This window comes from Ignavibacteriales bacterium (assembly GCA_016700155.1).
Lineage (GTDB): Bacteria > Bacteroidota > Ignavibacteria > Ignavibacteriales > Ignavibacteriaceae.
Window position 1 is genome coordinate 1011041 of record CP065001.1, and the last position, 24928, is coordinate 1035968.

The following is a 24928-nucleotide window of genomic DNA, read 5'->3' on the forward strand; positions in this document are numbered from 1 at the left end:
ATGAATAAAATAATAGATTTTGTATTAAAGAACAGACTTCTGATTCTTGTTTTAGGAATAATAATAATGGCTGCTGGTTATTTAAGTTATAAGCAGCTTCCAATAGATGCTTTCCCGGATGTTTCACCTTCACTTGTTCAGGTTTTTACAGTTACAGAAGGATTAGCGCCGGAAGAAGTTGAAAAATATGTTACTTATCCTATTGAAGTAACAATGAACGGTCTGCCAAATCTTGAAACCATAAGATCTGTTTCAAATTTCGGCTTATCGGTTGTGAATATATATTTCAAGGATGGAACCGATATTTATTTTGCAAGGCAATTAGTAAACGAGAGACTTACTGAAGCAAGAGAACAGATACCGGAAGGTTTTGGTGATCCGCAGATGGGACCAATATCAACCGGAATGGGCTTGGTTTTGTTTTATTATCTTGATGATACTACCGGCACATATACACTTGAAGAATTAAGAACAATACAAGACTGGCTGATAAAATACCAGCTTCAAACAGTTCCCGGTGTTACAGAAGTGCTTGGTATTGGCGGATATGAAAAACAGTTTCAGGTTGCTATAGATCCGAATGCACTACTGCGCTATGATGTGACTATAAATGAAATTGTTGAGAAGATAAAAGCAAATAATTTAAATGTTGGTGCACAATTTATTGAAAAGGATGCTGAAGAATTTGTTGTCCGGTCTGTCGGGCTAACACAAAAAATTGAAGACATTGAAAACATTATAATAAAAGCTGAAGATGGAATACCCATTTATCTTTCCCAGTTGGCGGATGTTGAAATAGGTGGTGCAATCAGGCGGGGTGTTCAAACAAGGAATGGAATTGGTGAAGTAGTTTCGGGTATGGTAGTGAAATTGTACGGAACAAACTCTTCTACTGTAATTAGCGCGGTTGAACAAAAGCTTGCTGAAATAAATAAAATACTTCCGGAAGGAATAAAAATAGTTCCTTACTACGAACAAAAATCACTTGTAGAATCTGCAGTTACAACGGTAACAAATGCATTATGGCAGGGAATAATTTTAGTAGTAATTATTCTGATGATTTTTATGGGATCTCTGCGCCCAAGCATAGTGGTTGCACTGTCAATACCCTTTGCTATTCTTTTTGCGTTTATTGGGATGAGCTACTTTAATATTTCAATAAACCTTATGTCCTTCGGCGGGCTGGCTATTGCCATTGGAATGATGGTGGATGCGACAATTGTTTTGGTGGAAAATATTGACCGGCTGAAACGAGAATCTGGTAAAGAAGAAAACTTCATTCATATTATATCTGTAGCAGGTAAAGAAGTAATCCGTCCAATTACTTTCGCAATAATCATTATTATTGTTGTCTTTATTCCGCTGTTTACACTTCAGGGTGTTGAAGGAAAAACATTCAGTCCCCTTGCATATACCATTGCACTTGCGATGCTGGGGTCATTAATATTTGCCGTACTAATTGCTCCGGTTCTTTCTTCTTATTTAATGAGAAGAACAAAAAAAGAAATCAACAGCAATAAAGAACAAAAAGAATTATGGATTGTATTACAACTGCAAAAAGTATATGAACCGGTTGTAAGATTTTTTGTGCGAAGAAGAATAATTGCAGTAATGCTGGCTTCATTAATATTATTATTCGGAATAATAATTTTTCCTCAGCTTGGCTCCGAGTTTACGCCAACCTTGCAGGAAGGAACTATTGTAATGAGGATGTCAATGGCTCCGTCAATATCGTTAACTGAAAGCACAAGATTAACATTGATTGCCGAAAGAAGATTAATGAAAATACAGGAAGTAGCAGGAGCAGTTACAAGAATTGGCAGAGGTGAAGTGGGTGCTCATACGGACCCAATAAATAGTGCGGAAATGTATGTACTTCTTAAGCCCAAAGAACAATGGCGGCGCGATATGAGTCAGGGTGAATTAGAAGAAATTATTCGTGAAGAATTTGGAGAAATACCGGGCGCGCTTGTTAACTTCACTCAGCCGATTCAGATGACTGTTGATGAACTTCTCGAAGGTGTAAGAGCAGAATTGGCTATCAAATTATTTGGCGGTGACCTTGAAGTTTTAAAGAATGAAGCAGAAAAAATTGCTTCGGTTATCAGAACTGTAAAAGGAGCCGAAGATGTTCAGGTTGACCAGGTAACGGGTGCACCGCAGTTAAAAATTGTGATAAACAGACATAGCATAGCCCGTTACGGAATTAATGTTGAAGATGTGCAGCAGGTAATTAGAACAGCGGTAGGCGGAGAAACTGCAGGACAAATATTTGAAGAAATAAGAAGATTCGATATACTAGTCCGATTCACACCCGAAGCAAGATTAACGGCAAGCGACATTGGTAAAATACTTATTAAAGCACCAAATGGGACAAATGTGCCGCTAAGTCAGCTTGCTGAAATAGAAGAAGTAATAGGACCGAGACAAATAACCAGAGAAAATAACCAGCGGTTTATAACTATACAGGCAAATGTTGTTGGTAGAGATATAGGTTCATTTGTTGAAGAAGGACAGCAAGTAATCGAATCAAACGTGAAGCTGCCAGCCGGCTATCTTGTAACGTGGGGCGGACAGTTCAGACTTCAGCAGGAAGCAAATAAAAGATTTGCAGTAGTTATTCCGATCACGTTACTTCTGATATTTTTATTACTCTTTTTCAATTTTGGATCCGTTAAAAACTCACTGCTTATTCTTTTGAATATTCCGCTTGCGTTAATCGGCGGTGTAGTAGGGCTCTGGATAACAGGACAAAATCTTTCTGTTCCTTCCTCGGTTGGCTTTATTGCGTTATTTGGCATCGCATTAGAAAACGGAATGATACTCGTTACTTATTTTAATCAACTGATGAGAGAAGGTTTAAAAATAGATGAAGCGTCGGTTAAAGGAGCTTTGTTAAGAGTAAGACCGGTTTTAATGACCGCGCTTACAACCGCTCTTGGTTTAATTCCATTATTGTTTGCGGCAGGTACAGGGAGTGAAGTTCAAAGACCTCTTGCAACCGTGGTAGTTGGTGGATTGTTTACTTCAACTATACTTACTCTATTAGTTTTGCCCGCTTTATACAAATGGTTTTCAATAAAATTCAGCGAACGTGAAATGTAAAACTTGTAGAGATGACATCTTTCTAAAAGATGTCATCTCGCTTAACTAAAAAATATGGAGAATAATTATGAAAGAAATAAAAGCAATTATAAGAGATTTTAAACTCGATGCGGTAATAACTGAGCTTAAAAAAATAGAAGGATTGCCCGGTATTACAATTTCGGAAATAAAAGGATTTGGTAAATCAAAAGCCAGAAATGCACAGGATAAAATCAGTGAAGGGTTACACGAGTTTGTGCCAAGAGTTAAAATAGAATTGGTTGTTCATAATGATATTGTTGATCAAGTGATAGATGTAATTCAAAGAACGGCTCATACGGGAAATCCGGGAGATGGAAAAATATTTGTAATTGAAGTTAGTAACGTTGTTAAGATAAGAACAAATGAGAGAGGCGCAGTAGCGATTTGATGGAAGATGTTTGATGGGAAATGGATTGTGGGATTGGATTTACAGTTAAAATGGAATATTAGAATGAGATGAAGTTGTGAAAGAATATTTCTCAAAAAATATTGTTTTTGTTTGTTGGTTCTTTACGGTCTTAAACTCTTGCTTAATCGCACAAAGTATGAATGGATCCGCAAAAAAAACAATAGGAAAGGAAAATCTTTTAGATCAGATTTTTGACGAATCTGAAATGGAGAATATCCACAAGTATTATGAAGAAGTTATTGAAATTGACAGCACAAATTATGATGCACTAACTAACCTTGGAGTAATTTATCAACGAGCTGCGGATTTGGAAAAATCGCTCGGGTATTTTAAGAAAGCTGTAAAGTTCAATCCTCAAAAAGCAAGAGCATACCATAACCTTGGCATTCTGAACAGTATAATGGGACGGCTTGATGAAGCAGTTATTAATCTTAACAAAGCAGCGGAGCTTGATTCGACCAGTCCAAACTCAATCCGTCAATTGGGAATTATTTATTTGCAGAACAAAATGTTCAACGAAGCGCTTGAATCTTTTAACCGTGCTTTGAAGAGAGATAATAAAGATACTGAAAGTTATTTGGGAAAATCTCTTGCTTACTGGCTGCTTAAAGATTATGATAAGGTACTTGCTGTGGTAAATGAAATGCAATCATTTGATTTACGTTTCAATCGAATGGAACTGCTGCTTGCTGATGTTTATTTTAAGAAAAATGATTATGAGAAGGCAATGAAATATGCAAAGATTGATGAGGTTGAGAACTCATCTCAGGCAGAAGGTCATTACTTGCTTGGTGTTCTTTATGAAATTAGCGGAGAGAAAGACAAAGCAGAATTTGAATTTGAAGAGGCATCTGCAATTACGCAGCAAAATCCTCAAGCAAGTTTGGAGTTAAGTATCAATATTTTTTTCAATGCTGAAGTAAAATGAACAGATGAGAGTGAAGATGATGAGTAAGGTATTAAAAATGATTTCTCCTATGATGAACAGAATAGCAGGAAGTAAAGGGGAAAAAATATTAAGCGGAACCGTTTTATTAGCAATAGCGATTAGTCTTGTTCACTTCTTAACTTTCTCCCAGGAAGAAATTTATCTTGATTTTCTGCATCAGCTTTTATCGAAGTTATATTTTTTACCGGTTCTTTTAGCTGCATTATTTTTAGGTATAAAAGGAGCAATAAAGCTGGCACTGGTCGTTTCATTATTATATCTGCCGCACTCTTTAAATACAGGACTTTTTTCAAAGTTATATATTGCAGAAAATCTTTCTGAGTTAATATTAATCTGGACAGTAGGAATAATAGCCGGAGTGTTGATAGATAGATTAAAAAAAGTTCAAGCTGAAAAAGCCCGGCTGGCTGCGTTAGAAAAAATATCAACCGTAATAAACGTTGTTAATAACGGTATAATGAATGATTATTCTGCTTGTGAAGGGTTAACGAAATCTTTGAAAAGTATTTATAATAATGGTGATGGAAATTCTTTTACGGTAAAATTGTTATCGGAAAAATTAGAGCGTTTGGGTTCACACATATCGCACCTATCTAACCTTGTTGCGCCTAAACCGATGAAAAAAGTTAGATATAATCTTTTTCATCTGACTAAAAAATGTATGAATGAAATTATACAGAATAATCCCGGTTATAATTTTTCTTTTAAGAGTGAACCAAAACTGCCGCCGGTTTATATGGATGTTAGGCAAATTGAATTTGCCTTGAAGCAAATATTACAAAGCTTCATAGAACAAAGCCCGGCGAAAAAGGAACTTATAATATCAGCAGCAATAAACAATGAAATGGTTGAAATATCTTTAACTCTGAATGGAAAGAAAACGACTCAAAAAAATAATGGGACGGAAGTATTTGATTTAATAGCTAATCCGGAGAAGGGATACACTTTTGCACTTGCATCTTCAATTATACACGCTCATAGCGGAAATGTAAAATTTGAAACCGGTGAAAGCGGCATCAGGTCAATCTATTTAAATATGCCGGTAAATTGAAATATGATTATTTAGAATAAAAAATTTTAGGTGAATCAATGAAAAAATTATCAATATTAATTTTGCCCGCAATTTTTATAGTGGTTATCACAATAATGTATTTTACATATTTTGCCAAAACCGGTGAAATAGGTTCATTCGATAAATTCAGCCCGGGAAGTGAGATAAACCAGGGGATAAATGTATTTGTTGTTAAAGCCAAAGGGTTTGAAAGAGACGCTAACGGAAATATCATTTCTTTTTATGCCGCGGATAAAAACAATGTTGAGATAAAAGTTACTTCTCACGAACCAATTCCGCCGGAAATTGCAGATGCAGAAGTTGTAGAATTGCTTGGGCATATGCACGAAAATACTCTTACCGCTGCAAAGATTGCAATTGTAAAATGAAGGGCTATGATATGACTGGTTTATCACAAATAATATTAGGCGCTTTTTTACTCAGCATAGTTCACGCTTCTATTCCGAATCATTGGATTCCTTTGGTTGCTCTCTCCAAATCGGAAAAGTGGAATGAAAAATCAACGATGGGCATTACTGCAATTGCTGGATTATCACACACGCTTAGCACAATAATTATCGGAATCATAATTGGATTTTTGGGGTACAAACTATCGGATTCTTACTCTTTCATTGTTGGAGTAATCGCTCCAAGCTTGCTGATACTACTTGGAATAATTTATCTTATATTGAGCTTTAGAGAAAATAAACATTACCATCATCACTCTCACGAAATTCATATTGATGATGTTAATCCCGAAGGGACAAGAAAGAAAACTACCGCTGCAATAATTCTTACTTTGGTAATCTCGATGTTTTTTTCTCCTTGTCTGGAAATAGAAGCGTATTATTTTGTTGCAGGCAAGCTCGGCTGGGAAGGAATAATTTCAGTATCGATAATCTATACTGTAATTACTATTGCCGGAATGCTTCTGCTTGTGTGGCTTGGAATGAAAGGCGTAAGAAAAATTAAATCGCATTTTCTCGAACACCACGAAAAAACAATAACTGGAGTTTTGTTAATCGTTCTTGGAATAACTGGATATTTTATTAGATAGAAAACGAGAATTAAAAGGTAACTTATTATGAAAAAATATCAACTTAAAAATATTGACTGCGCATCGTGTGCGGCAAAGATTGAAGAAGGGCTTTCAAAGATGCCCGAAGTTAAATTTGTTTCTGTGAATTTTGCAAACTCGACTTTACAGATTGATGCACCGGATTTAGAAGAAGTAAAACAAAAGATTAAAGAGATCGAACCGGAAGTGGAAGTAGTTGAACCGACTGATGACCTTACACCGCCGGCTAAAAGGTTTGCAATAAAAGATGAACTTGCCGAGAACAAAAACGAATTGATAAAAATCTTTTTTGCACTTCTTCTGCTTTCCGTCGGGCTAATCTTCGAAGAAGAAATTCATAACACTCCTTATCATTTTGCAGAATATCTGGTTTTTATTTCTGCTTATCTGATAAGCGGCTGGGGTGTTTTAAAGGGTGCTGCAAGAAGTATTGCAAAAGGAAAAGTTTTCAACGAGCTTTTTCTTATGTCAATTGCAACGCTTGGCGCAATTGCAATTGATGAAATGGCTGAAGCAGTTGCCGTTATGTTGTTTTTTGTAGTCGGGGAATTGTTCCAGAATATTGCCGTTAACCGCTCACGAAAGTCAGTGAAAGCATTATTGGAGATAAGACCGGATTATGCGAACATAAAAATAAATGGAGATGTTAAAAGAGTTTCGCCAACGGAAGTTCATCCCGGACAAATAATTCTTGTGAAGCCCGGAGAGAAAATTCCTTTGGACGGAAATATTATCGAAGGAAATTCTTTTGTTGATACTTCGGCACTCACTGGGGAATCTGTTCCCCGTTCTGTAAAAGAAAGCGAAACAGTTTTAGCGGGAATGATTAATAAAAGCGGACTGCTTACAATTAAAGTAACAAAAGAATTTGGCGAGTCTTCAATTACAAAAATTTTAGAGCTGGTTGAAAATGCAAGCAGTAAAAAAGCAGAGACAGAAAAATTCATCACTACATTTGCCCGCTATTACACTCCAGTAGTTGTATTTGGAGCCTTGCTTCTTGCTGTTATTCCACCGTTGTTTTTTGCCGGACAAACATTTACTGACTGGATTTACAGAGCGTTGGTAGTGCTTGTAATTTCTTGCCCTTGTGCTTTAGTGATAAGCATTCCGCTCGGATATTTTGGCGGGATTGGTGGCGCTTCACGAAGAGGGATCCTTGTTAAAGGTTCCAATTTTTTGGATGCGCTCACAAAAATTAAGACCGTCGTATTTGATAAAACCGGAACGTTAACGAAAGGTGAATTCAAAGTTGCGGAAATAGTTTCTGCCAACGGATTCAAGGAAGAAGCCATTCTGAAATATGCTGCTTATGCAGAAGCGAACTCGAGTCATCCGATTGCTAAATCAATATTGGAAGCTTATCAGAATGAAATTCAGCAAAATGAAATAAGCGATGTAAAAGAAATATCCGGTCACGGCATTCAGGCAAAAGTAAACGGAGACGAAATTTTGATTGGAAATGATAAGCTGCTTCATCTTGAAAATATCGAACACGACAAATGTGATGTTGAAGGAACTGTTGTTCACGTAACGGTAAATAAAAAATATGCCGGCTATATCGTAATATCAGATTCATTAAAAGATGAAGCTGCAGAAGCAATTACTGCGCTGAACAAATTAAAAGTAGATACCGTTATGCTAACCGGAGATAACAAAAGCGCTGCTGAAGTCTTTGCAATAAAGCTTGGTATCAAAGAATATTATTCAGAGCTGCTGCCGGAAAACAAAGTTGAACATATTGAAAAGCTAATTGACTCAGCAAAAGATGGAAAAGTCGCATTCGTTGGTGATGGAATAAATGATGCGCCGGTAATTGCCCGTGCCGATGTTGGAATTGCAATGGGTGCTCTCGGCTCCGATGCAGCAGTTGAAACCGCAGACGTAGTTTTGATGACCGATTCACCAATGCAGGTTGTAAAGTCAATTGAAGTTGCAAAGCGGACGAGAACTATCGTCTGGCAAAACATTGGTTTTGCAATGGGAGTGAAATTATTCTTCATTCTTCTCGGCGCATTTGGAATTGCAACAATGTGGGAAGCGGTGTTCGGCGATATGGGTGTTGCGATTATTGCAATATTGAATGCTATGAGAGTGATGAAATAAAATTTGATTGAAATTATTCTTTAATAAGCATCTTATATCTGCATTCCAATGGCAATTCCCACTTCCGCTGGTGCAGAGTTACAAAGACCCCTTGCAACTGTGGCTATCGGTGGATTGATGACATCAATCCTGCTTACACCTTTGCTCATTTCATCAATTTATAGCTGGTTCGAAAATAGAAAAGTTGAGGTTAATTATCTATTGGAATAAATTGAATATATTTAAATAGATAAAAAATGGAACACAATCATTCACATAGCCATCAGTCGATAAATTACAACAAAGCTTTCATAATTGGAATTACACTGAATGTAATTTACATCTTAGTCGAAGTTTTCTATGGTTTGATGATCAACTCGATGGCATTACTTGCAGATGCCGGACATATATGTGGTCTTTCGGACCAGAGATTTATTCTGATGCCATTTCAGTCGTAACATCAAGTCCAAAACTATCGTATTATTAGAAAGAAATATTGCCTGAAGTTGGGATTGTTCATACTACTTTCGAAGTGCATAAATGTCAACATTAGAAATTATTGTGGGGACTTATCATCAAACGGTGACAGCTTATAGTTTTCAATTTTGCTGTAAAGAGTCGGTAGCGAAATGCCCAAAATTTTGTATGCTTTGTTTTTATCCCACTGAACGGCATCGAGTACTTTTTTAATATGATTTTTTTCATTTTCAGCAAGTGTGATAAATTGAACTTCATCCTTAATTTCACCCGGTTCGGGCTTTCTTAAAAGTATATTTTCCTTGTTAAGAATATCATCACTTGAGAGAACAACTGCCTGCATTAAGGTGTTTTCCAATTCTCTTACATTCCCTACCCAGTAATGATTTTTTAACATCTCCATTACATCTTCAGGTACTTTAGTAACATTTTTATGAAGTTCATTATTAATCTTTGCAAGAAAATGGCTAACCAAAAAAGGTACATCATCCAGACGTTCACGGAGAGGTGGAAGGTTAATTGATACTACTTTTAATCTAAAATATAAATCCTCTCTAAATTCTCCATCGCTTACAAGTGCGTTTAAATCTTTATTAGTAGCTGCAATTATTCTTGCTTTTATCGGGATTAAAGTTTCTCCTCCAACACGTTCAAATTCTTTTTGCTGTAAAACTCTTAATAACTGAACTTGCAGATTAGGAGATATTTCAGAAATTTCATCAAGGAAAATTGTACCTTCACCGGCAAGTTCAAATTTACCTTTTTTATCGCGTATGGAACCGGTGAAAGCTCCTTTTACGTGACCGAATAATTCACTTTCGAGAAGGGATTCAGTTAAAGCTGTACAGTTAACGGGAACAAAGGGTTTATCCTTAGTAATGCCGCTGTAATGAATTGCCCTTGCAACAAGCTCTTTTCCTGTACCGCTTTCACCTTCGAGAAGAACTGTTACTCGGCTTGTTGTAGTCTGCCCTATCTTTTTATAAACATCTTTCATAACTGAAGATTTACCAATAAGGGTATTCTCTGACTGATATTCTTCAGTTTCAACAGTAATAAATGAAGTGAGCTGCTCGCTCATTTTTTTATTTTCAAGAGCACGGCTAATAGTAATTTTCAGCTTATCTATCTCAAGCGGTTTCTCAATGTAATCATAAGCACCTTGCTGCATTGCTTTAACCGTACTGCTCATATCATCAAAAGCGGTAATCATAATAACGTGAATGTGCGAATCAATTTCTTTTACTTTCTTTAAAACTTCAAATCCATCTGCCTTTGGCATTTTAATATCGGTTATCACTAAATCCGGAATTTCCTTTTGTGCAATTTCAATTCCTTCAGAACCATTAGAAGCTGAATAGACATTAAAGTTTAATTTCTTTAAATAGTTTGTTAAGGTTTTTCTAATTGATTCATCGTCATCAATAACAAGTATTTTATAACTATTATTTTCTGTCTTCATATCATTGCTCATATTGACTTTTCTGTAAATCTTTTTCCCGATTATTTAATTCATTAAGAGGGAGAATTATTTCAAATACAGTTTCACCTTGTTTTGATGAAACCAAACCGATTTTTCCTTTATGCTGCTCAATAATTTTTTGTGCTACTGATAAACCAAGCCCAGTGCCGGAAGATTTAGTGGTGAAAAATGGTTCAAACACTTTTATATCATCACTTATACCGGTGCCGCTGTCTATAACTAGAATCTGAACATTATTTTTATCTTCATCAATAAATGATTTCAATTCTATTTTACCATTGCTGCTAATGGCTTCAATCGAATTATCAATTAAGTTTAAAAATACCTGCGTTAATCTTTGCCTGTCAGCCATCAAATCAATTTTACCTAAGTTATTAAGTAAAGAAATGTTTTTACTTTTTAATTTACTATTAAGCTGGTGCTTAATCTTTTCGACCAAATCAAATAAATTAAATTCAGAAATATCTAATTCCATTTGCCTGGAAAACTGCAAAACATCTTTAACTAAATTGTTAAGCCGGTTAATTTCGGTTTGAATAATCGCAATATTTTCTTTTTCATCTTTGTTTAACTTTAATTCTGCAGCAATGATATCTGTATTCATTTTAATAGAAGTTAAAGGAGTTTTTATTTCGTGGGCAAGTACTGCAGCCATTTTACCAAGTGCTGCAAGCTTTTCTGATTTGACCAACTGTTCTTCCAGCTTCTTTTGTTCTGTTATATCAACCTCGATAAATAAATATCCATTAAACTTGCTGCCCGTTGAAGATGGCGTAACGTATATTAAAAGAATCTTATTGTCATAATTCAACTCTCCTCTGAATTTTGAATAAAGCTGAAGTTCATTTTTTATCATAGTGAAATATTCATTTAATTCACCTTTAAATTGAACGTCAACTAAATATTCATCTATTATTTTCTCCCTGTCGGTTTTAACTATTTGACAAAACTGGTGATTGGCTTCTATTATTCTGAAATCTTCATTAACAATAGCAATTGCGGCAGAAGATTCCTCAAAAGCATTCAGCAATAAAGAAATCCTCTCTTCTTTGCTCCTCAATTCAGAGGAATTATTTTTTAATGTTTCAGACATATTATTAAAAGCTTCTGTTAATTCACCGAACTCATCATTAGAAGAAAACTCAATCTTTATGCCATAGCTGCCTTTTTCTATTTCGTGGGCTTTATTCTTCAACATCTTTAAAGGATTTGAAATGATTTTAACAATAACAAAGGCAATGATTATGCTTACAACAACTCCACCAAATACACTAATAATAAATAACCTGTACAGCTCACGGTTACTCTCCGGCTGGAAAATAAATCTCATTAAAGGGACTTGCACCAACAAAATAATAATAGGTACAAGAACAGAAGCGCTAAGTATAATTTTTTTTGATATGCTGAAGTTATGTATCCTTTGCATTGAAGCCCGGAACATATCATATCTGTTTACGGCTACTGTTGTAAAGAGAATAACTCCGGCTAAAAAAGAAAGCGGACTGATTTCCACTAAGTAATAAAAACCGAGATACCAGGGAAGGAATAAACCAAATATAAAAGATGCAAGATTTGTTATGATTAAACCTAAGAACAGCAAAAGAATTTGTTTCTTCTGAATCGAATTTTCTTCCGTGTTATACCTTTTAATCAACCAGTAAAAGTTTATTGCAACAAGCAAAGCATACCATAATAAAAATACCGGATAAAGTGAAGAATATTTAACAGTGAATGAATGCTCGTGAGCGTGTGATTCTTCAATGAAATATCCGGTCCATAATAAACCCAAAAGAATAACAGAGGGAATTATTATGAGCATACTCTTAATAACACCAATTCTGCGGGGTTCGGGAAAGTTCCACGTAAAAAAAGTAACTGCCACAATAATCATCAGCAGAAACGAATGGCAGGAGTTATCAAGTATTGTAACATTCGATGAATGCATTATCAAAAAATGAAATGCGTGAGATATTAAGTAGCCAATCACTAAAAGCAGAATCAAAATGAACAACCGGCTTTTAACAGACTCACGATTTCTCGAATATATAATTACTATTAATCCTATGGCGGCAAGCAATGTGGATGCAAGAAAAATAGTCTGAGTTAAATCAAGGTCGAAGATTGAGTGGGTTAACAGTAATGCTATGTAAGTAAATATAAAAGTCATTATTAAAATCTTTAAATATTTTTAAACTTCTTAAATCTTTTTTTCTTCAATCGTTGCTTTAACGTTAATTTAACAAAAATGATTTAGGGCACACATCTTGTCTTTTTCTAATTAGAACATTTTAAAAATAAAACATTACGGTGCAAAAGTGAATAACAAAAGCAATTCTTTGAGGGATCCTGTTTGCGGTAGAAAGATAAATCCAAACAAAGCTTATGCTAAGATAAAATACGGGAAAGAAACATATTACCTTTGCTGCCCGCTTTGCCAGTCTGAATTCGAGAAAGATCCCAAAAAGTTTATTAACAATATAATTAAATGACAATGGAGATTAATTAGCTATGAAAAAGTTAGAACCATATCCGATAGCAAGTGCATTGTTTTACATCTTTACGGTTTTTTACGTGGTGTGCATTGGTGTTAAGCTTATACTTGGAAGCTTAGGAATTGATGGCTTCTGGCATATGCACAAAATATGGGAGATAATTCTTCCCTGGTTCGGTGGATTAGATTCATTAAGCATTATAATTGGTTTGCTTGAAGTTTCTCTCGGCTCATATTTAATTGGCTATATTGTTGTTCCCGCCTATAATCTTTTAGCAAGAAAAAAAGTAAGTGAGCATAAGATAGAAGTAAAACCAGTTATTGTAAGATTTAAAACTCTATTCTTAACATTTGTTGTTTATGTTTCTATTCTTTTTACCCTTTGCTTAATATATGATTTAATTGTTCCCGCTGAATATCAAATGCTTGGTTTATGGAAGCTGCTTATTCCCGGCTTTACAGGATTAAATTTTATCAGCTATCTGGTTGGCATTGGAGCTATACTGATTTACAGTGCATACACTGCATTCATCTTTTCTAAAACACTAAACTTTTTTGAAAAATCCGAATTAAAAAAATCTGAGAAAGAACTTGCTTCCCAAGATAATTCTTCAGTTGAAGTGTCGAGAGGAAAGAAGTATGACGAAAAATATTTTGGAGTTGCAACCGGAGTATTTGCAGCGGCTATTTTTATTCTTGCAGCAATAAAGATGATTTTTGGTGGAGAAGATTATTCTACACTAATCAAACCGCTCATTCCATTTTTTAATTCTGTTAGCCTAATCAATACTATTGGAGGAATTGCAGTTTCGTTTTTATGGGGCTGGGTGATGGGTTATTTCTTTATGGTTTTTTACCACTGGTTTGATAAAAGAGTCAGTCCTAAGCAAATAAATGATTAAGGATAACTAAAATGACAAAAGAGGTAAAACCATACTGGACAATATTTCTTCTCTCCCTTTCTACTTTAAGTTTTGAAATAATTCTCGCAAGAATATTTTCATACGTGCTTGCATATCATTTTGTTCTTATAATTATTGCTTTTGCAATACTCGCCCTTGCTTTAGGACAGCTTTATGCTTCACGCCTGGCAGCAAAAAACTCTTTATCTTATAATAAATATTTTATTGTTCTCCAATTATTATTTCCGGTAAGTATTGTTGCAATTTTTATTGTACCTTCTATTGAAAGCGTCGGAAGCGGCTCGGTTGGTTTAATCATTTATATTCTTCTTGCAGGCGTTACTTTCTTTTTAGTAGGAATTATTACTGCTTTAATATTTCAAGCCAACGGAGATAAAAGCAGAACACTTTATGCTCTTGATTTAATTGGCGCTGCCGGAGGTTCTTTACTTGGTTTATTTTTACTAAATACATTTAGCATTGTTCAGTCTCTCGCAATAATTCTGATTATCTTTTCAATTGCTTCCATTCTTTCCATTCCGCTTGTTAAAAGAAAAGGATTTATTCTAACAACGGCTTCCATAGTACTCGCGTCACTTTACCTGATTTTATTAACTCCCGATATTGAAATAATTATTGCCACATCATCTGAAAAAGATTTACTGCGATTAAAGAGCAATCCTTCAGTTAAAACAACTACTGTTGAAAGTAAATGGAATTCATTTGGAAGAACCGACCTTGTAAAATTTATCTATCCCGATTCCACAACTTCAATGTCAATGTTTATTGATGGTGCTGCGGGAACGCAAGTAGTAAACATTTCTGAATTAGAAAAAGATAAAGAAAAATTGTTTCATACCTTGATGCATTCAAATATGTTTTTTGAATTTAATTTTTTAAAAGATTCTGAAAAAGATTCTGCTTTAATTATTGGTCCTGGCGGAGGCATTGATATTGCCGCTGCTTATTTCGGTAAAACAAAGCAGATAGATGCGGTAGAAGTGAATCCCACCTTTGTTGATTTTATGAAGAAATATAACAAAACTACCTTTGCTGGAAAACCTAACATCAATGTAATTGTTGGTGAAGGAAGAAATTTTGTAAGAAATACAAAAAACAAATATGATTTAATATTTCTTACTATCCCTATTACTAAAGGTGGACGCTCAACCGATTTTGTCAACCTTACAGAGAACTATTTATTTACACAGGAAGCCTTAAAAGATTATTTACATATACTAACCGACGAAGGAAGAATAGTTTTTACTACACATAACAGAGAAGAAACTTATAAGATTATCTCAAATTATCTGGATTTGCAAAATAAATCCGGTATAACTAATCCCGAAGCTTCCAATTACTTTTACGTTGCAGATCAGGGTATGATGCCTTTGCTTGTTATTAAGAAAACACCTTTCAATAAAGATAAAATTGAGGAAAGACATTTTATTTCACATCAGGCAGGATTCGACAGAGGAGTATCATTCTTCCCTTTTACAGAACAAATAGAAATAGATACAGTTGTTCGCAGGCAAAATATTGAATGGAGTATGTTCGATAATGTCCTTTACGATGTTTCAGAAAACAAATATAACTTTCACGATTTAACCACGAAAGCTTCGATCAATCTTCATCCGGTTACTGATAACTCTCCTTTCTTTTTTAATTATGAATTAGGACTGCCGGACAATTTGAATGTTCTGGTTTTTGCTGGAATTATTTTGTTGATTTGGTCTATCTATATGTTTAGGAAGAACTGGGGAATGAGCATCAACGCTCATAAAGAAACCGAATTTAGCAGAAAAAATTTAAGAATTTTAACCATTGTATCTTTTCTACTCGGATTTACCTATATACTCAGTGAAGCATATCTCTTTCAGGCAATGAATCTTCAGTTGAATAATCCTTTGAAATCATTTTCATTATTGTTATTCGCATTTTTAGTTGGTAACGGAATTGGCAGCTTTCTCTCAAATCTTGTAAGTCAAAATCGTCTTAGAATAGTGGGGTTAGCTGTTATCGGAATACTTTTAATTGTTGTTGTTGAAGCATTCTTAATATTGCCGGATTTAAGAACAGGTGTTTCTGAATTCTATTTGTTTATTCTTGTCTTTATCCCGGCAATAGTTATCGGCATTCCCTTTCCACTTTTGTTAGCAGAGATGAATGAACATAAGATAAGAAATGGAATTGCAGTTTTATTAAGTATATCGGGAATTGCAGGATTCATCGGTTCAATTTTTACAATTTCAGTTGCAATACTCGTTGGGTACAATTTTGTGCTTTACATAGCTGGTGCTTGGTACTTATTTGTAATTGTAATAATATCAATGAATCCAACAACTTCACATCAGCCATAGCAGATCGAATAACCAATATTAAAGTTAAGGGGCGAGGAAAACAGATTCAGAGTATCTCTCTATTAAAATATTTAACAAAATTTAAATTCTTTAAAAATTTCAGAGAAGAAAGCATTATATAACCTTAAAAAACAAACATTTTCAGTTGGCTTATCTTTTGGATTCAATTAGAAAACAAAAAGGAAAATTTTAATGCACGGTGTTGATATTGGCGGTTATGCATACGGATTCTGGACTATGGTTGCGTTCAGCATTCTGATAGTTTTGTTTTTAGTGTTCAGCTTTGTAAAGCCAAAAAATAAATTCGAGTGGCGTTCTATGGGTGCATTCCTCGGATTCATTGTTGCCTTGTTTACAGAAATGTATGGAGTGCCGCTTACAATATATTTTCTAACCGGTTGGTTCGGCAATAAGTACCCGGTATTTGATCCATTCTCTCACGCAAGCGGACATCTGTGGCTTGTTTTTCTTGGTTTATCACATTCTGTTCTTGCAATGACAATTCTGCACATCATTACAAACGGAATAATCTTCTTCGGATTTTATATGGTTTACAAAGGGTGGAAACTGATACACGATGCAAAGGAAGATCATTTAGTTACAGAAGGAATTTACTCTTACATCCGTCACCCGCAATATGTGGGACTGTTTCTGGTGACTCTTGGTTTCTTTATCCAGTGGCCAACCATTATCACACTGTTTATGTGGCCAATACTGATGTTTACTTATTACCGGCTTTCCAAAAGAGAGGAAAAAAATCTCGAAGAAAAATTTGGCAATAAATTTTATGAATATAAAAAGCTTGTTCCCGCATTTATTCCAACCGGGAAAAAGACTAACCGAACAAATACTGTAATTAATTGAAAGGAGATTTAAGATGCTTTGGCTTATTATAACAACTGTAGTAATTGTGGTAGGTTTCTATGTTTACTTTCTTTCAAAGAAACCAAAACCACAGCCGGTATTAACTGACCATAATCAAGCTCATAACCATAAAAACGGTCACGGCTGCTGCAGATAAAAAATAACACGGTTCAATACACCTAAAACTTGAAAGGAAGATAATATGATTATAGATGAAATTACTTATAAAGACCGAAGCGAATTCTTAAGGGGTTTTGCGACAATTATAAGAAAAAATAATTGTGGACATAATGGTGAAAGAGCCATGTTCTTAACGATTGGTAAATATTTTGGTTTCGAGAAAGAATTTTGTGAGTATGCAGCAGAGAATTTATTAGCCAACAAATATATATCAGAACATCCGGCAATATTTTCAAATAAGCCCCTCGCAGAATTTTTTATTAGTGATGTAGCTAAAATAATGCTGCACACAAATTCAATGACTGACGCTTCCAAACAATGGCTGCTGAAAACTGCAAAAGCTAATAAAATAAAATTTAATCTTTATGAATTTGATTTAAAATAGCAAAATTAATTAACTGATTATCAAACAAAATTAAAAGAGGTGTAAGATGACACACGACCCGGTTTGCGGAATGGAAATAAAAGATATTTCCAAAGCAGAAAAATTGGATTACAATGGTAAGACTTATTATTTCTGCAGCACTCTTTGTATGGTTCAATTCCAGAACAATCCTGAAAAGTATATTAAAAAAGATAATGGAGATGAGCATAAGCATCATCACCATTAAATAAGTAAACTTTAAGATATGTCGAAGCAAAAATCTATATTAGTAATTGGTGCCGGTCCGGCTGGTTTAACAGCAGCAATTTCTCTGGTTAAAAATGGCTACGATGTTAATTTATATGAACAGAATAATGATGTAGGATTAAGATTTAACGGTGATTTTCAGGGGCTGGAAAATTGGTCTGATGACGAAGATACGTTGAAAATATTACGCCGGATCGGTATCGAAATTAATTTCCTGTGTCATCCATATTCCGGTGAAGATGGATTTTTTTACGGACCTGTTTTAAAGAAAATAAAGGTAAAAACATCGCGTCCGCTTTTCTATTTAATTGAAAGAGGTTCTGACTCAAATTCGCTTGACCAGGGATTAAGAAGGCAAGCCGAAGAAGCGGGAGTAAATATTTTGTGGGGTCAGAAATTAGATTCGGTAGATAGTCAAACTGCAATAGTTGGTACAGGACCCAAAGCAGCAGATGCAATTGCAAAAGGGATGGAGTTTAAAACATCCCTCCAAAATATGTTTATCGGATTTGTAAATAATAAGATTGCACCGAAAGCATATGCTTACCTATTAGTGAACAACGGGAAAGCAACATTCGCTACTTGTATGTTTGAAGATTTTAAAAACGAAAAATTATACTATGAAAGATCGCTTAGAGTATTAAAATCTGTTATAGATATTGATGTTATTGAGCCGAAAGAGTTTGGCGGATTTGTTAATTTCTTCAATGAGCCGGTTCCATCAAAGGATAATAAAATTCTTTACGTTGGTGAGAATGCCGGATTCCAGGATGCACTTTGGGGATTCGGAATTAAGTATGCAATGCTTTCAGGTTATCTTGCTGCAAGAAGTATAATTCAGAATAAATCCTATGATGAACTTTGCAAGGCATACCTCTATCCAAAACTTCAAACTTCGCTGGCAAATAGATGGCTGTTCGCACACTTATATAATACAGGATATACCTTTATCCTTAATAAAATGAAATCAATGGATGATGTAATCCCGGCTTTAAGAAAACATTATAATACTTCAATAAGCAAAAAAATAATCTATCCTATAGCGCAAAGATGGTATAAAACAAGATTAATAGATAAACAGTGTATGCACGAACATTGCGATTGTGTCTGGTGCAGGCACGGTAAGCTTGCGCACGCTACAGAAGAAAATTGTTAGATAAAATGTGAGGTGCTAATTATGTCTGAAACCTCAAATAATAATGGTAATAAGTCACGGCGGAATTTTCTTAAATATTTTCTTGGCGGCGGTTTTACTGCATTTGCTTTTTCTGTTATGTACCCGATTGTAAAATATTTAATACCACCGAAATCTACCGAGCCTATACCAACTTCAGTTATAGCTGGGGAAGTTGGTGAATTGAATACAAACAGCGGAAAGATTTTCAGATTTGGCAATGAACCCGGTATCCTTATAAATACACCGGAAGGTGAATTAAAAGCATACACTGCAATTTGCACGCATTTAGCTTGTACTGTACAATACCGGGCAGACCTACAGCATATTTGGTGCGCCTGTCATAACGGGCATTACAACTTAAATGGAATTAATATTGCTGGTCCGCCTCCAAGACCATTAACAGAATTTAAAGTAAATATTAAAGGAGATCAGATTTACGCATCAAAAGAAAGTTAGAAAAGTCTATTGATTAAGATTAGTTGGATAAAAAGGAGATGAGAAAATGTCTGAAACATTAATATACATAATCATATTTGCAGCTATAATGTTTTTTATGCACAGGGGACACGGCGCTCACGGCGGAGGGGGAATGGGCGGCTGTGGCGGGCATTCACACGGGCAGCATAAAGGACACGGGCAGCAAAATGATGAATCACAACAAGATAGAAATGCTAAAAAAGAAAGCGAACATCAGCATCATCATTAAAGGTATATGGGTATATGGTATACGGGTATAAGGTTGAGCAAAGTAAAAAGTTATGAGTGAAATAATTTATAAATCAGTAATTCAATGTCCTTTCTGTGGTTTTGAGAAAGAAGAAATGATGCCCGTTGATGCTTGCCAGTTTTTTTATGAATGTACAAACTGTAAGAAAATTATTAGACCTAAAGTAAGTGATTGTTGTGTATTTTGTTCGTATGGCTCAGTGAAATGCCCATCCATACAGAAAAAACAGCTTGCGAAAAAATGAATTGGAGAATTAAAATGTTAATTATCAGTAACAACACATAATAATATTTAGCTATGAAAGTCCGATTCTTAATTCTTTTAAGTCCGGCTCTTGTGTACGGAATTGTATGGTCTTTTATCTACTTACTTTTTTCCGGATTTCACGGTATGACGAGAATGTTTAATGAGAAATTCATTTTCTTTACAGCAAATCTTCTGAATATTGAACTAAACTCGGTTACATCAGGTTTAATTTTCGCCTTTTTGGATGGAGCTTTATTTGGTTCACTATTCGGAATTATGCTTCTGATTATTTATAGAAAAAATTCTGATGAATAGTTTTAAATAAAAGGTGTTAACAATATGAAAGACCATAATAAATTTCAGCACACAATCTTAATGCTGCTGTTTTGTTTGCTGCCGCTGTTTGTGTTTTTCGTTTTGGCAATAAACGGTGTTGAACTAAACCCGATGCTTTTCTTTCTATTTATTGTAATCTGCTGTCTTGCAATGTTTTATTTTATGAGAGGGATGCACGCTCAAACAGAAAGAGAAATAAGGGATGAAAATCAGGATATCAGGAAAGAGGATATTAAAAGTATTATTCCCATTCCGAAAAGTTTTGGTGAAGTGTTCCGGGCAAATTATGTTGAACGAATTGATGATACTTTGATTTATACCGGCAATTTATTAACAGATGCAGATACGGCTTATCAAAAACTAAAAGAAGGTTCTGATAAGCTTGGTGTGATTTCATTACTTCAGGAAGATGATGCCGGGAACACTATTGTGCTTGTTTCCAAGAAATCATCTGCACAAACCGCAGCTCATACCGGAATGCATACAGGAAATGAATCAATTGGAGAAGCAAAACCAGCCAGACCTGCTGTAAATTTAACCTTATTTATTTTGACATTTGTAACCACAACTTATGCAGGTGCACTTCACCAGGGAATAAATCTATTGAAAGAGCCGGAAAAGTTTAATGTTGGCTTACTTTATGCAATAGCTTTGATGGTAATACTCGGTGCACACGAACTCGGACATTACTTTGCTGCTAAGCATCATAAGATGAATGTTACGCTTCCATATTTTATTCCGGTTCCTTTTGCTCTGGGAACGTTTGGTGCTTTCATTCGTTTGAAATCACCTTCAGAAAATCGTAAGGCATTATTTGATGTTGGTGTTGCCGGTCCTCTTGCCGGATTAGTTTTTGCAATTCCGGCTTTAATAATCGGGTTAAAAAGTTCAACGATAGTTCCTATGACCGATCAACAATCAATGATGGGCGGCTCTGATGTTGGTTCATCTATTTTACTCGCTCTGCTGGCAAAAATATCTGTCGGTAAAGATTTAATTAGCGGGCACACATTTCAATTTAGTCCTTTAGCATTTGCCGGCTGGCTTGGACTTTTTGTTACGGCTCTTAATTTATTGCCAATCGGACAGTTAGACGGCGGGCATATTGCTCACGCTTTATTCGGAAGAAAAAATGCAAACATAATTGGAACCGTTGCATTGTTCTCACTTTTCTTGCTTGGCTTATTTGTCTGGAGCGGATTGTTAACGTGGGCAATTATAGTTTTCTTCTTAGCAGGAATTAAAAGTGCACCACCATTAAACGATTTAACAAAGCTCGACAGTAAAAGAGTTGCTATTGGTTTAGTTGCTTTCATTATTTTATTTATGATTCTTGTGCCGGTACCGCACTCGTTTTATGAAACATTGGGAATAAATTGTCCGTATGCATAGAAGCAGTGTGAAAGCTTTCTGTATGGCGTTTATGCCGGTTTGGTCTTCGTACCAATTTATAATTTCTTTTATAAAAGATGGAGTGTTATAAAATAACATTAAAATAATTATCTAAAACTAAATGGAAACATAATGCAATATCAATTCTTAGGAATAGGATATCTGACCTGGATTACTTTTCTTCCTCTAATAGGTATGGTCGTTGTGATGCTGATTCCAAGAGGTAAGACAAATATAGTTAAATGGACTGCGCTGATAACAACAATGCTTCAACTTGTTGTTGCAGCATTTATCTGGATAAATTTCGATTCATCTCTTACAGGAATAAATGATCCGAATGGATTTCAGTATATAGAGAAAGCCAGGTGGATTGATATAGAAGGTTTTGCGTGGATAGGTAACGTAGCTATTGATTACTTCGTGGGAATTGATGGTCTTGCTTTACCAATGATTATGCTTACAGCTATTATTTCATTCATCGGAGTTATTGCTTCCTGGAACATTAATACATCAATAAAAGGATATTTTGCTCTTTACCTTATGCTCGTCACAGGAATGATGGGTGTTTTTGTAGCGCTCGACTTCTTTCTATTTTATCTTTTCTGGGAATTAACTCTGCTCCCAATGTATTTTTTAATTGGAATTTGGGGCGGTCCCAGACGTGAATATGCAGCTATAAAATTTTTCCTTTATACTTTACTCGGCTCAGTCCTTATATTACTTGTAATTATAGGTTTATATGCAAGTGTTAGAGTGCTCGATCCAGCGTCCGGGCAGAACATACATACTTTTAATATGCTTGATATGATGGATCCCCAAAATTTTGTACCTGGTTCTTTGCTTGCAGGGATTGGAACATATTGGAGATCCGTTGCCTTTATTGCATTGTTTATTGGTTTTGCTATAAAGGTTCCTGTATTTCCTTTCCACACCTGGTTACCAGATGCTCACGTTGAAGCTCCGACAGCAATAAGTGTAATTCTCGCAGGAGTTTTGTTGAAGTTAGGCGGCTATGGCTTGTTAAGGATCAGTTACTCAATCTTTCCCAATATGATGCTTAGTTATGCCTTCCCTATGGCAGTGTTAGGAATGATAAATATAATCTACGGTGCTTTCTGCGCTATGGCTCAGAAAGATTTTAAAAAGATGATTGCATACTCGAGTATAAGTCATATGGGAATAGTTCTTATTGGAATTTCCGCACTAAATTCAATGGGGGTAATCGGAGGAGTAATTCAGATGTTTAACCACGGCATTGTTACTGCTATGCTATTCTTAATAGTAGGAGTAATTTATGACAGGACACATACACGCGGTATGGATGATTTTGGCGGATTAGCTAATCAAATGCCAGTTTATACCGGAGTTACCACTATTGCTTTTTTTGCTGCAATCGGTTTACCTGGTCTTAATGTATTTGTAAGCGAACTTTTCTCATATATTGGTGCATTTCAATCGTTTCTTTGGATTGCAATTTTATCAACTACAGGAATTGTTTTAGGAGCAGCTTATATGTTGGGTGGCTTTCAGCGTATTTTCTTTGGGCAACTTCCCGATAAATGGAATTCACTGACTGATGTCGATAAAAGAGAACTTATTATGTTCGTTCCACTTATAGCAATTGTAATATTACTTGGTGTATATCCGTCAATTATTATTGATCCGATAAATTCCTCATTAAACCATTTTGTTGATTTCGTTCAAAAAGCAGGACTGGGATTACTCAGTAATTAAATGTGTGGCAAATCTTATTAATATTCTATGAAATATACTTTGAATAAAAATTTTAAACTTTTGTGAAAATGAATAATGCTTTGTGTGAAAAAAAATTAATTAAACTTATATTAACTAATTATAAAGGTAAAAAAAATGAAAAACATCTTTGCTCTAATAGTACTTGCATTAATTTTTACTGTTTCCGTTGCCGCGCAGGATTCATCAGATCATAAACATATGGATATGAAAAATACTCATCATGATATGAAATCTATGGATAAGACTCAGCAAGAAATTACCCGCAATATAGATCCTAAAACGGCGGCATCAATTAAAGAAATTGTTGGGTATTATCTGCAGCTAAAGGACGCATTGGTAAATGACAAATCAAAAGATGCTGCAGCGGCCGGCAAAGAAATAATTGACGCATTTGAAAAGCTGGATAAAAATTTCTTAAGCCCGGAGCAAAAAGAATTATATGTTGAAGTTGAAGAAGATGCTAAAGAAATGGCAGAACACATAGGCGATAATGCCGGTAATATAGAGCATCAGCGTGAACATTTTGATATGCTTAGCGCAGATATCTACGATCTGGTAAAAGAATTTGGCGGCGGACAAACATTATATAAGATTTACTGCTCTATGTATAATGATAAGAAAGGAGCAATTTGGCTAAGTGAATCAAAAACCATAAAAAATCCCTATTATGGTAAAAAGATGCTTACCTGCGGTACTGTTGAGGAAGAAATAAAATGATTTCCAAAAATGTTATAAAAAAAATAGCACATTGGATATTGTTGTCTTTGATAATCATATTTATTGCGATACAATTTATTAGACCTGACCGCAGCAATATTAGTGGGCAGACTTTACAAACAGATATTTCAAAAACGTTCAACATTCCTGATAGTGAATTTTCTATTTTAAAGAATGCTTGTTATGATTGTCATAGTAACAACACAAACTATCCATGGTATTCCAATATTCAACCGGTCGGATGGTTATTAGCTCAGGATATTAAGAATGGAAAAGCTCAGATTAATTTCAGCGAATTTGGTTCTCTTTCCAGACGAAGACAAATAAGCAAGCTGCGCGGAATTGAGAACCAAATTAAAGACGGTACAATGCCCTTACCTGCATACCGCTTGCTGCATAAACAGGCGCAGCTTACTACAGAACAGAAAAAATTGTTAATTAACTGGTTTCGAGAAACAAGAGACAGCATTTCTCTTAACAAATAAATATTAT

General features: G+C 35.0%; 26 protein-coding genes. 24 read left to right on the plus strand and 2 right to left on the minus strand.

The window, feature by feature from the left end; translation table 11 throughout:
- The 9 genes from IPM56_04185 to IPM56_04225 all read left to right on the plus strand — a co-directional run bounded on the left by IPM56_04185 (position 1) and on the right by IPM56_04225 (position 9156).
- Positions 1-3105 carry an efflux RND transporter permease subunit gene (locus IPM56_04185; protein QQS37160.1) on the plus strand — a complete coding sequence of 1035 codons (3105 nt, stop codon included), beginning with the start codon at positions 1-3 and terminating at the stop codon, positions 3103-3105.
- Positions 3106-3172: 67 nt separating this feature from the next.
- Entirely contained in the window at positions 3173-3514 is a 342-nt protein-coding gene (locus IPM56_04190) for a P-II family nitrogen regulator (protein ID QQS37161.1), read from the plus strand.
- A 157-nt stretch (positions 3515-3671) separates the two neighbouring features.
- Complete coding sequence (locus tag IPM56_04195) at positions 3672-4463, plus strand: tetratricopeptide repeat protein (protein QQS37162.1); 792 nt, start codon at positions 3672-3674, stop codon at positions 4461-4463.
- Positions 4464-4479: 16 nt separating this feature from the next.
- Entirely contained in the window at positions 4480-5535 is a 1056-nt protein-coding gene (locus IPM56_04200) for a PAS domain-containing sensor histidine kinase (protein ID QQS37163.1), read from the plus strand.
- A 38-nt stretch (positions 5536-5573) separates the two neighbouring features.
- Entirely contained in the window at positions 5574-5924 is a 351-nt protein-coding gene (locus IPM56_04205) for a hypothetical protein (GenBank protein ID QQS37164.1), read from the plus strand.
- Positions 5925-5935: 11 nt separating this feature from the next.
- Entirely contained in the window at positions 5936-6592 is a 657-nt protein-coding gene (locus IPM56_04210) for a hypothetical protein (protein QQS37165.1), read from the plus strand.
- A 27-nt stretch (positions 6593-6619) separates the two neighbouring features.
- Positions 6620-8719, plus strand: coding sequence for a cadmium-translocating P-type ATPase (gene cadA, locus IPM56_04215; GenBank protein QQS37166.1), 2100 nt, complete (start codon positions 6620-6622; stop codon positions 8717-8719).
- A gap of 48 nt (positions 8720-8767) precedes the next feature.
- Entirely contained in the window at positions 8768-8929 is a 162-nt protein-coding gene (locus IPM56_04220; protein QQS37167.1) for an efflux RND transporter permease subunit, read from the plus strand.
- A gap of 26 nt (positions 8930-8955) precedes the next feature.
- On the plus strand, positions 8956-9156 hold the full coding sequence (locus IPM56_04225) for a hypothetical protein (protein ID QQS37168.1): 201 nt from the start codon (positions 8956-8958) through the stop codon (positions 9154-9156).
- A gap of 98 nt (positions 9157-9254) precedes the next feature.
- Here the strand turns inward: IPM56_04225 and IPM56_04230 are convergent, their stop codons facing one another.
- Together IPM56_04230 and IPM56_04235 are read right to left on the minus strand one after the other, a co-directional pair.
- Positions 9255-10637, minus strand: coding sequence for a sigma-54-dependent Fis family transcriptional regulator (locus IPM56_04230; GenBank protein QQS37169.1), 1383 nt, complete (start codon positions 10635-10637; stop codon positions 9255-9257).
- Between the two features lies 1 nt (position 10638).
- Positions 10639-12825: a HAMP domain-containing protein gene (locus tag IPM56_04235; protein ID QQS37170.1), complete on the minus strand. Its 2187-nt coding sequence runs from the start codon at positions 12823-12825 to the stop codon at positions 10639-10641.
- A gap of 169 nt (positions 12826-12994) precedes the next feature.
- Here IPM56_04235 and IPM56_04240 point away from each other — a divergent pair, with 169 nt between their 5' ends.
- The 15 genes from IPM56_04240 (at position 12995) to IPM56_04310 (ending at position 24921) form a co-directional block, all read left to right on the plus strand.
- Positions 12995-13147 (plus strand): YHS domain-containing protein, encoded by a 153-nt coding sequence (locus IPM56_04240; protein QQS38221.1) that lies wholly within the window; start codon positions 12995-12997, stop codon positions 13145-13147.
- A gap of 19 nt (positions 13148-13166) precedes the next feature.
- Positions 13167-14051 carry a hypothetical protein gene (locus IPM56_04245; GenBank protein ID QQS37171.1) on the plus strand — a complete coding sequence of 295 codons (885 nt, stop codon included), beginning with the start codon at positions 13167-13169 and terminating at the stop codon, positions 14049-14051.
- Between the two features lie 11 nt (positions 14052-14062).
- Complete coding sequence (locus IPM56_04250) at positions 14063-16411, plus strand: hypothetical protein (GenBank protein ID QQS37172.1); 2349 nt, start codon at positions 14063-14065, stop codon at positions 16409-16411.
- Between the two features lie 192 nt (positions 16412-16603).
- The gene (locus tag IPM56_04255; protein ID QQS37173.1) at positions 16604-17275 is read left to right on the plus strand and encodes an isoprenylcysteine carboxylmethyltransferase family protein; all 672 of its coding nucleotides are present in this window, start codon (positions 16604-16606) and stop codon (positions 17273-17275) included.
- Between the two features lie 13 nt (positions 17276-17288).
- Positions 17289-17432: a hypothetical protein gene (locus IPM56_04260; GenBank protein QQS37174.1), complete on the plus strand. Its 144-nt coding sequence runs from the start codon at positions 17289-17291 to the stop codon at positions 17430-17432.
- Between the two features lie 45 nt (positions 17433-17477).
- Positions 17478-17840: a hypothetical protein gene (locus IPM56_04265; protein ID QQS37175.1), complete on the plus strand. Its 363-nt coding sequence runs from the start codon at positions 17478-17480 to the stop codon at positions 17838-17840.
- Between the two features lie 46 nt (positions 17841-17886).
- The gene (locus tag IPM56_04270) at positions 17887-18066 is read left to right on the plus strand and encodes a YHS domain-containing protein (GenBank protein QQS37176.1); all 180 of its coding nucleotides are present in this window, start codon (positions 17887-17889) and stop codon (positions 18064-18066) included.
- 18 nt (positions 18067-18084) lie between these two features.
- Entirely contained in the window at positions 18085-19242 is a 1158-nt protein-coding gene (locus tag IPM56_04275; protein ID QQS37177.1) for an NAD(P)/FAD-dependent oxidoreductase, read from the plus strand.
- Positions 19243-19263: 21 nt separating this feature from the next.
- Positions 19264-19719 carry a Rieske 2Fe-2S domain-containing protein gene (locus IPM56_04280; GenBank protein ID QQS37178.1) on the plus strand — a complete coding sequence of 152 codons (456 nt, stop codon included), beginning with the start codon at positions 19264-19266 and terminating at the stop codon, positions 19717-19719.
- A gap of 46 nt (positions 19720-19765) precedes the next feature.
- A complete protein-coding gene (locus IPM56_04285; GenBank protein ID QQS37179.1) occupies positions 19766-19969 on the plus strand; it encodes a DUF2933 domain-containing protein in 204 nt (67 codons plus the stop codon).
- Positions 19970-20380: 411 nt separating this feature from the next.
- Positions 20381-20551, plus strand: coding sequence for a hypothetical protein (locus IPM56_04290; GenBank protein ID QQS37180.1), 171 nt, complete (start codon positions 20381-20383; stop codon positions 20549-20551).
- A gap of 24 nt (positions 20552-20575) precedes the next feature.
- Positions 20576-21964 carry a site-2 protease family protein gene (locus tag IPM56_04295; protein QQS37181.1) on the plus strand — a complete coding sequence of 463 codons (1389 nt, stop codon included), beginning with the start codon at positions 20576-20578 and terminating at the stop codon, positions 21962-21964.
- Between the two features lie 132 nt (positions 21965-22096).
- Complete coding sequence (locus tag IPM56_04300; GenBank protein QQS37182.1) at positions 22097-23698, plus strand: NADH-quinone oxidoreductase subunit M; 1602 nt, start codon at positions 22097-22099, stop codon at positions 23696-23698.
- Positions 23699-23833: 135 nt separating this feature from the next.
- Positions 23834-24436 (plus strand): DUF3347 domain-containing protein, encoded by a 603-nt coding sequence (locus IPM56_04305; GenBank protein QQS37183.1) that lies wholly within the window; start codon positions 23834-23836, stop codon positions 24434-24436.
- The gene (locus IPM56_04310) at positions 24433-24921 is read left to right on the plus strand and encodes a heme-binding domain-containing protein (protein QQS37184.1); all 489 of its coding nucleotides are present in this window, start codon (positions 24433-24435) and stop codon (positions 24919-24921) included. The genes IPM56_04305 and IPM56_04310 overlap by 4 nt, the downstream gene beginning before the upstream one ends.
- The last annotated feature ends 7 nt before the right edge of the window (positions 24922-24928 follow it).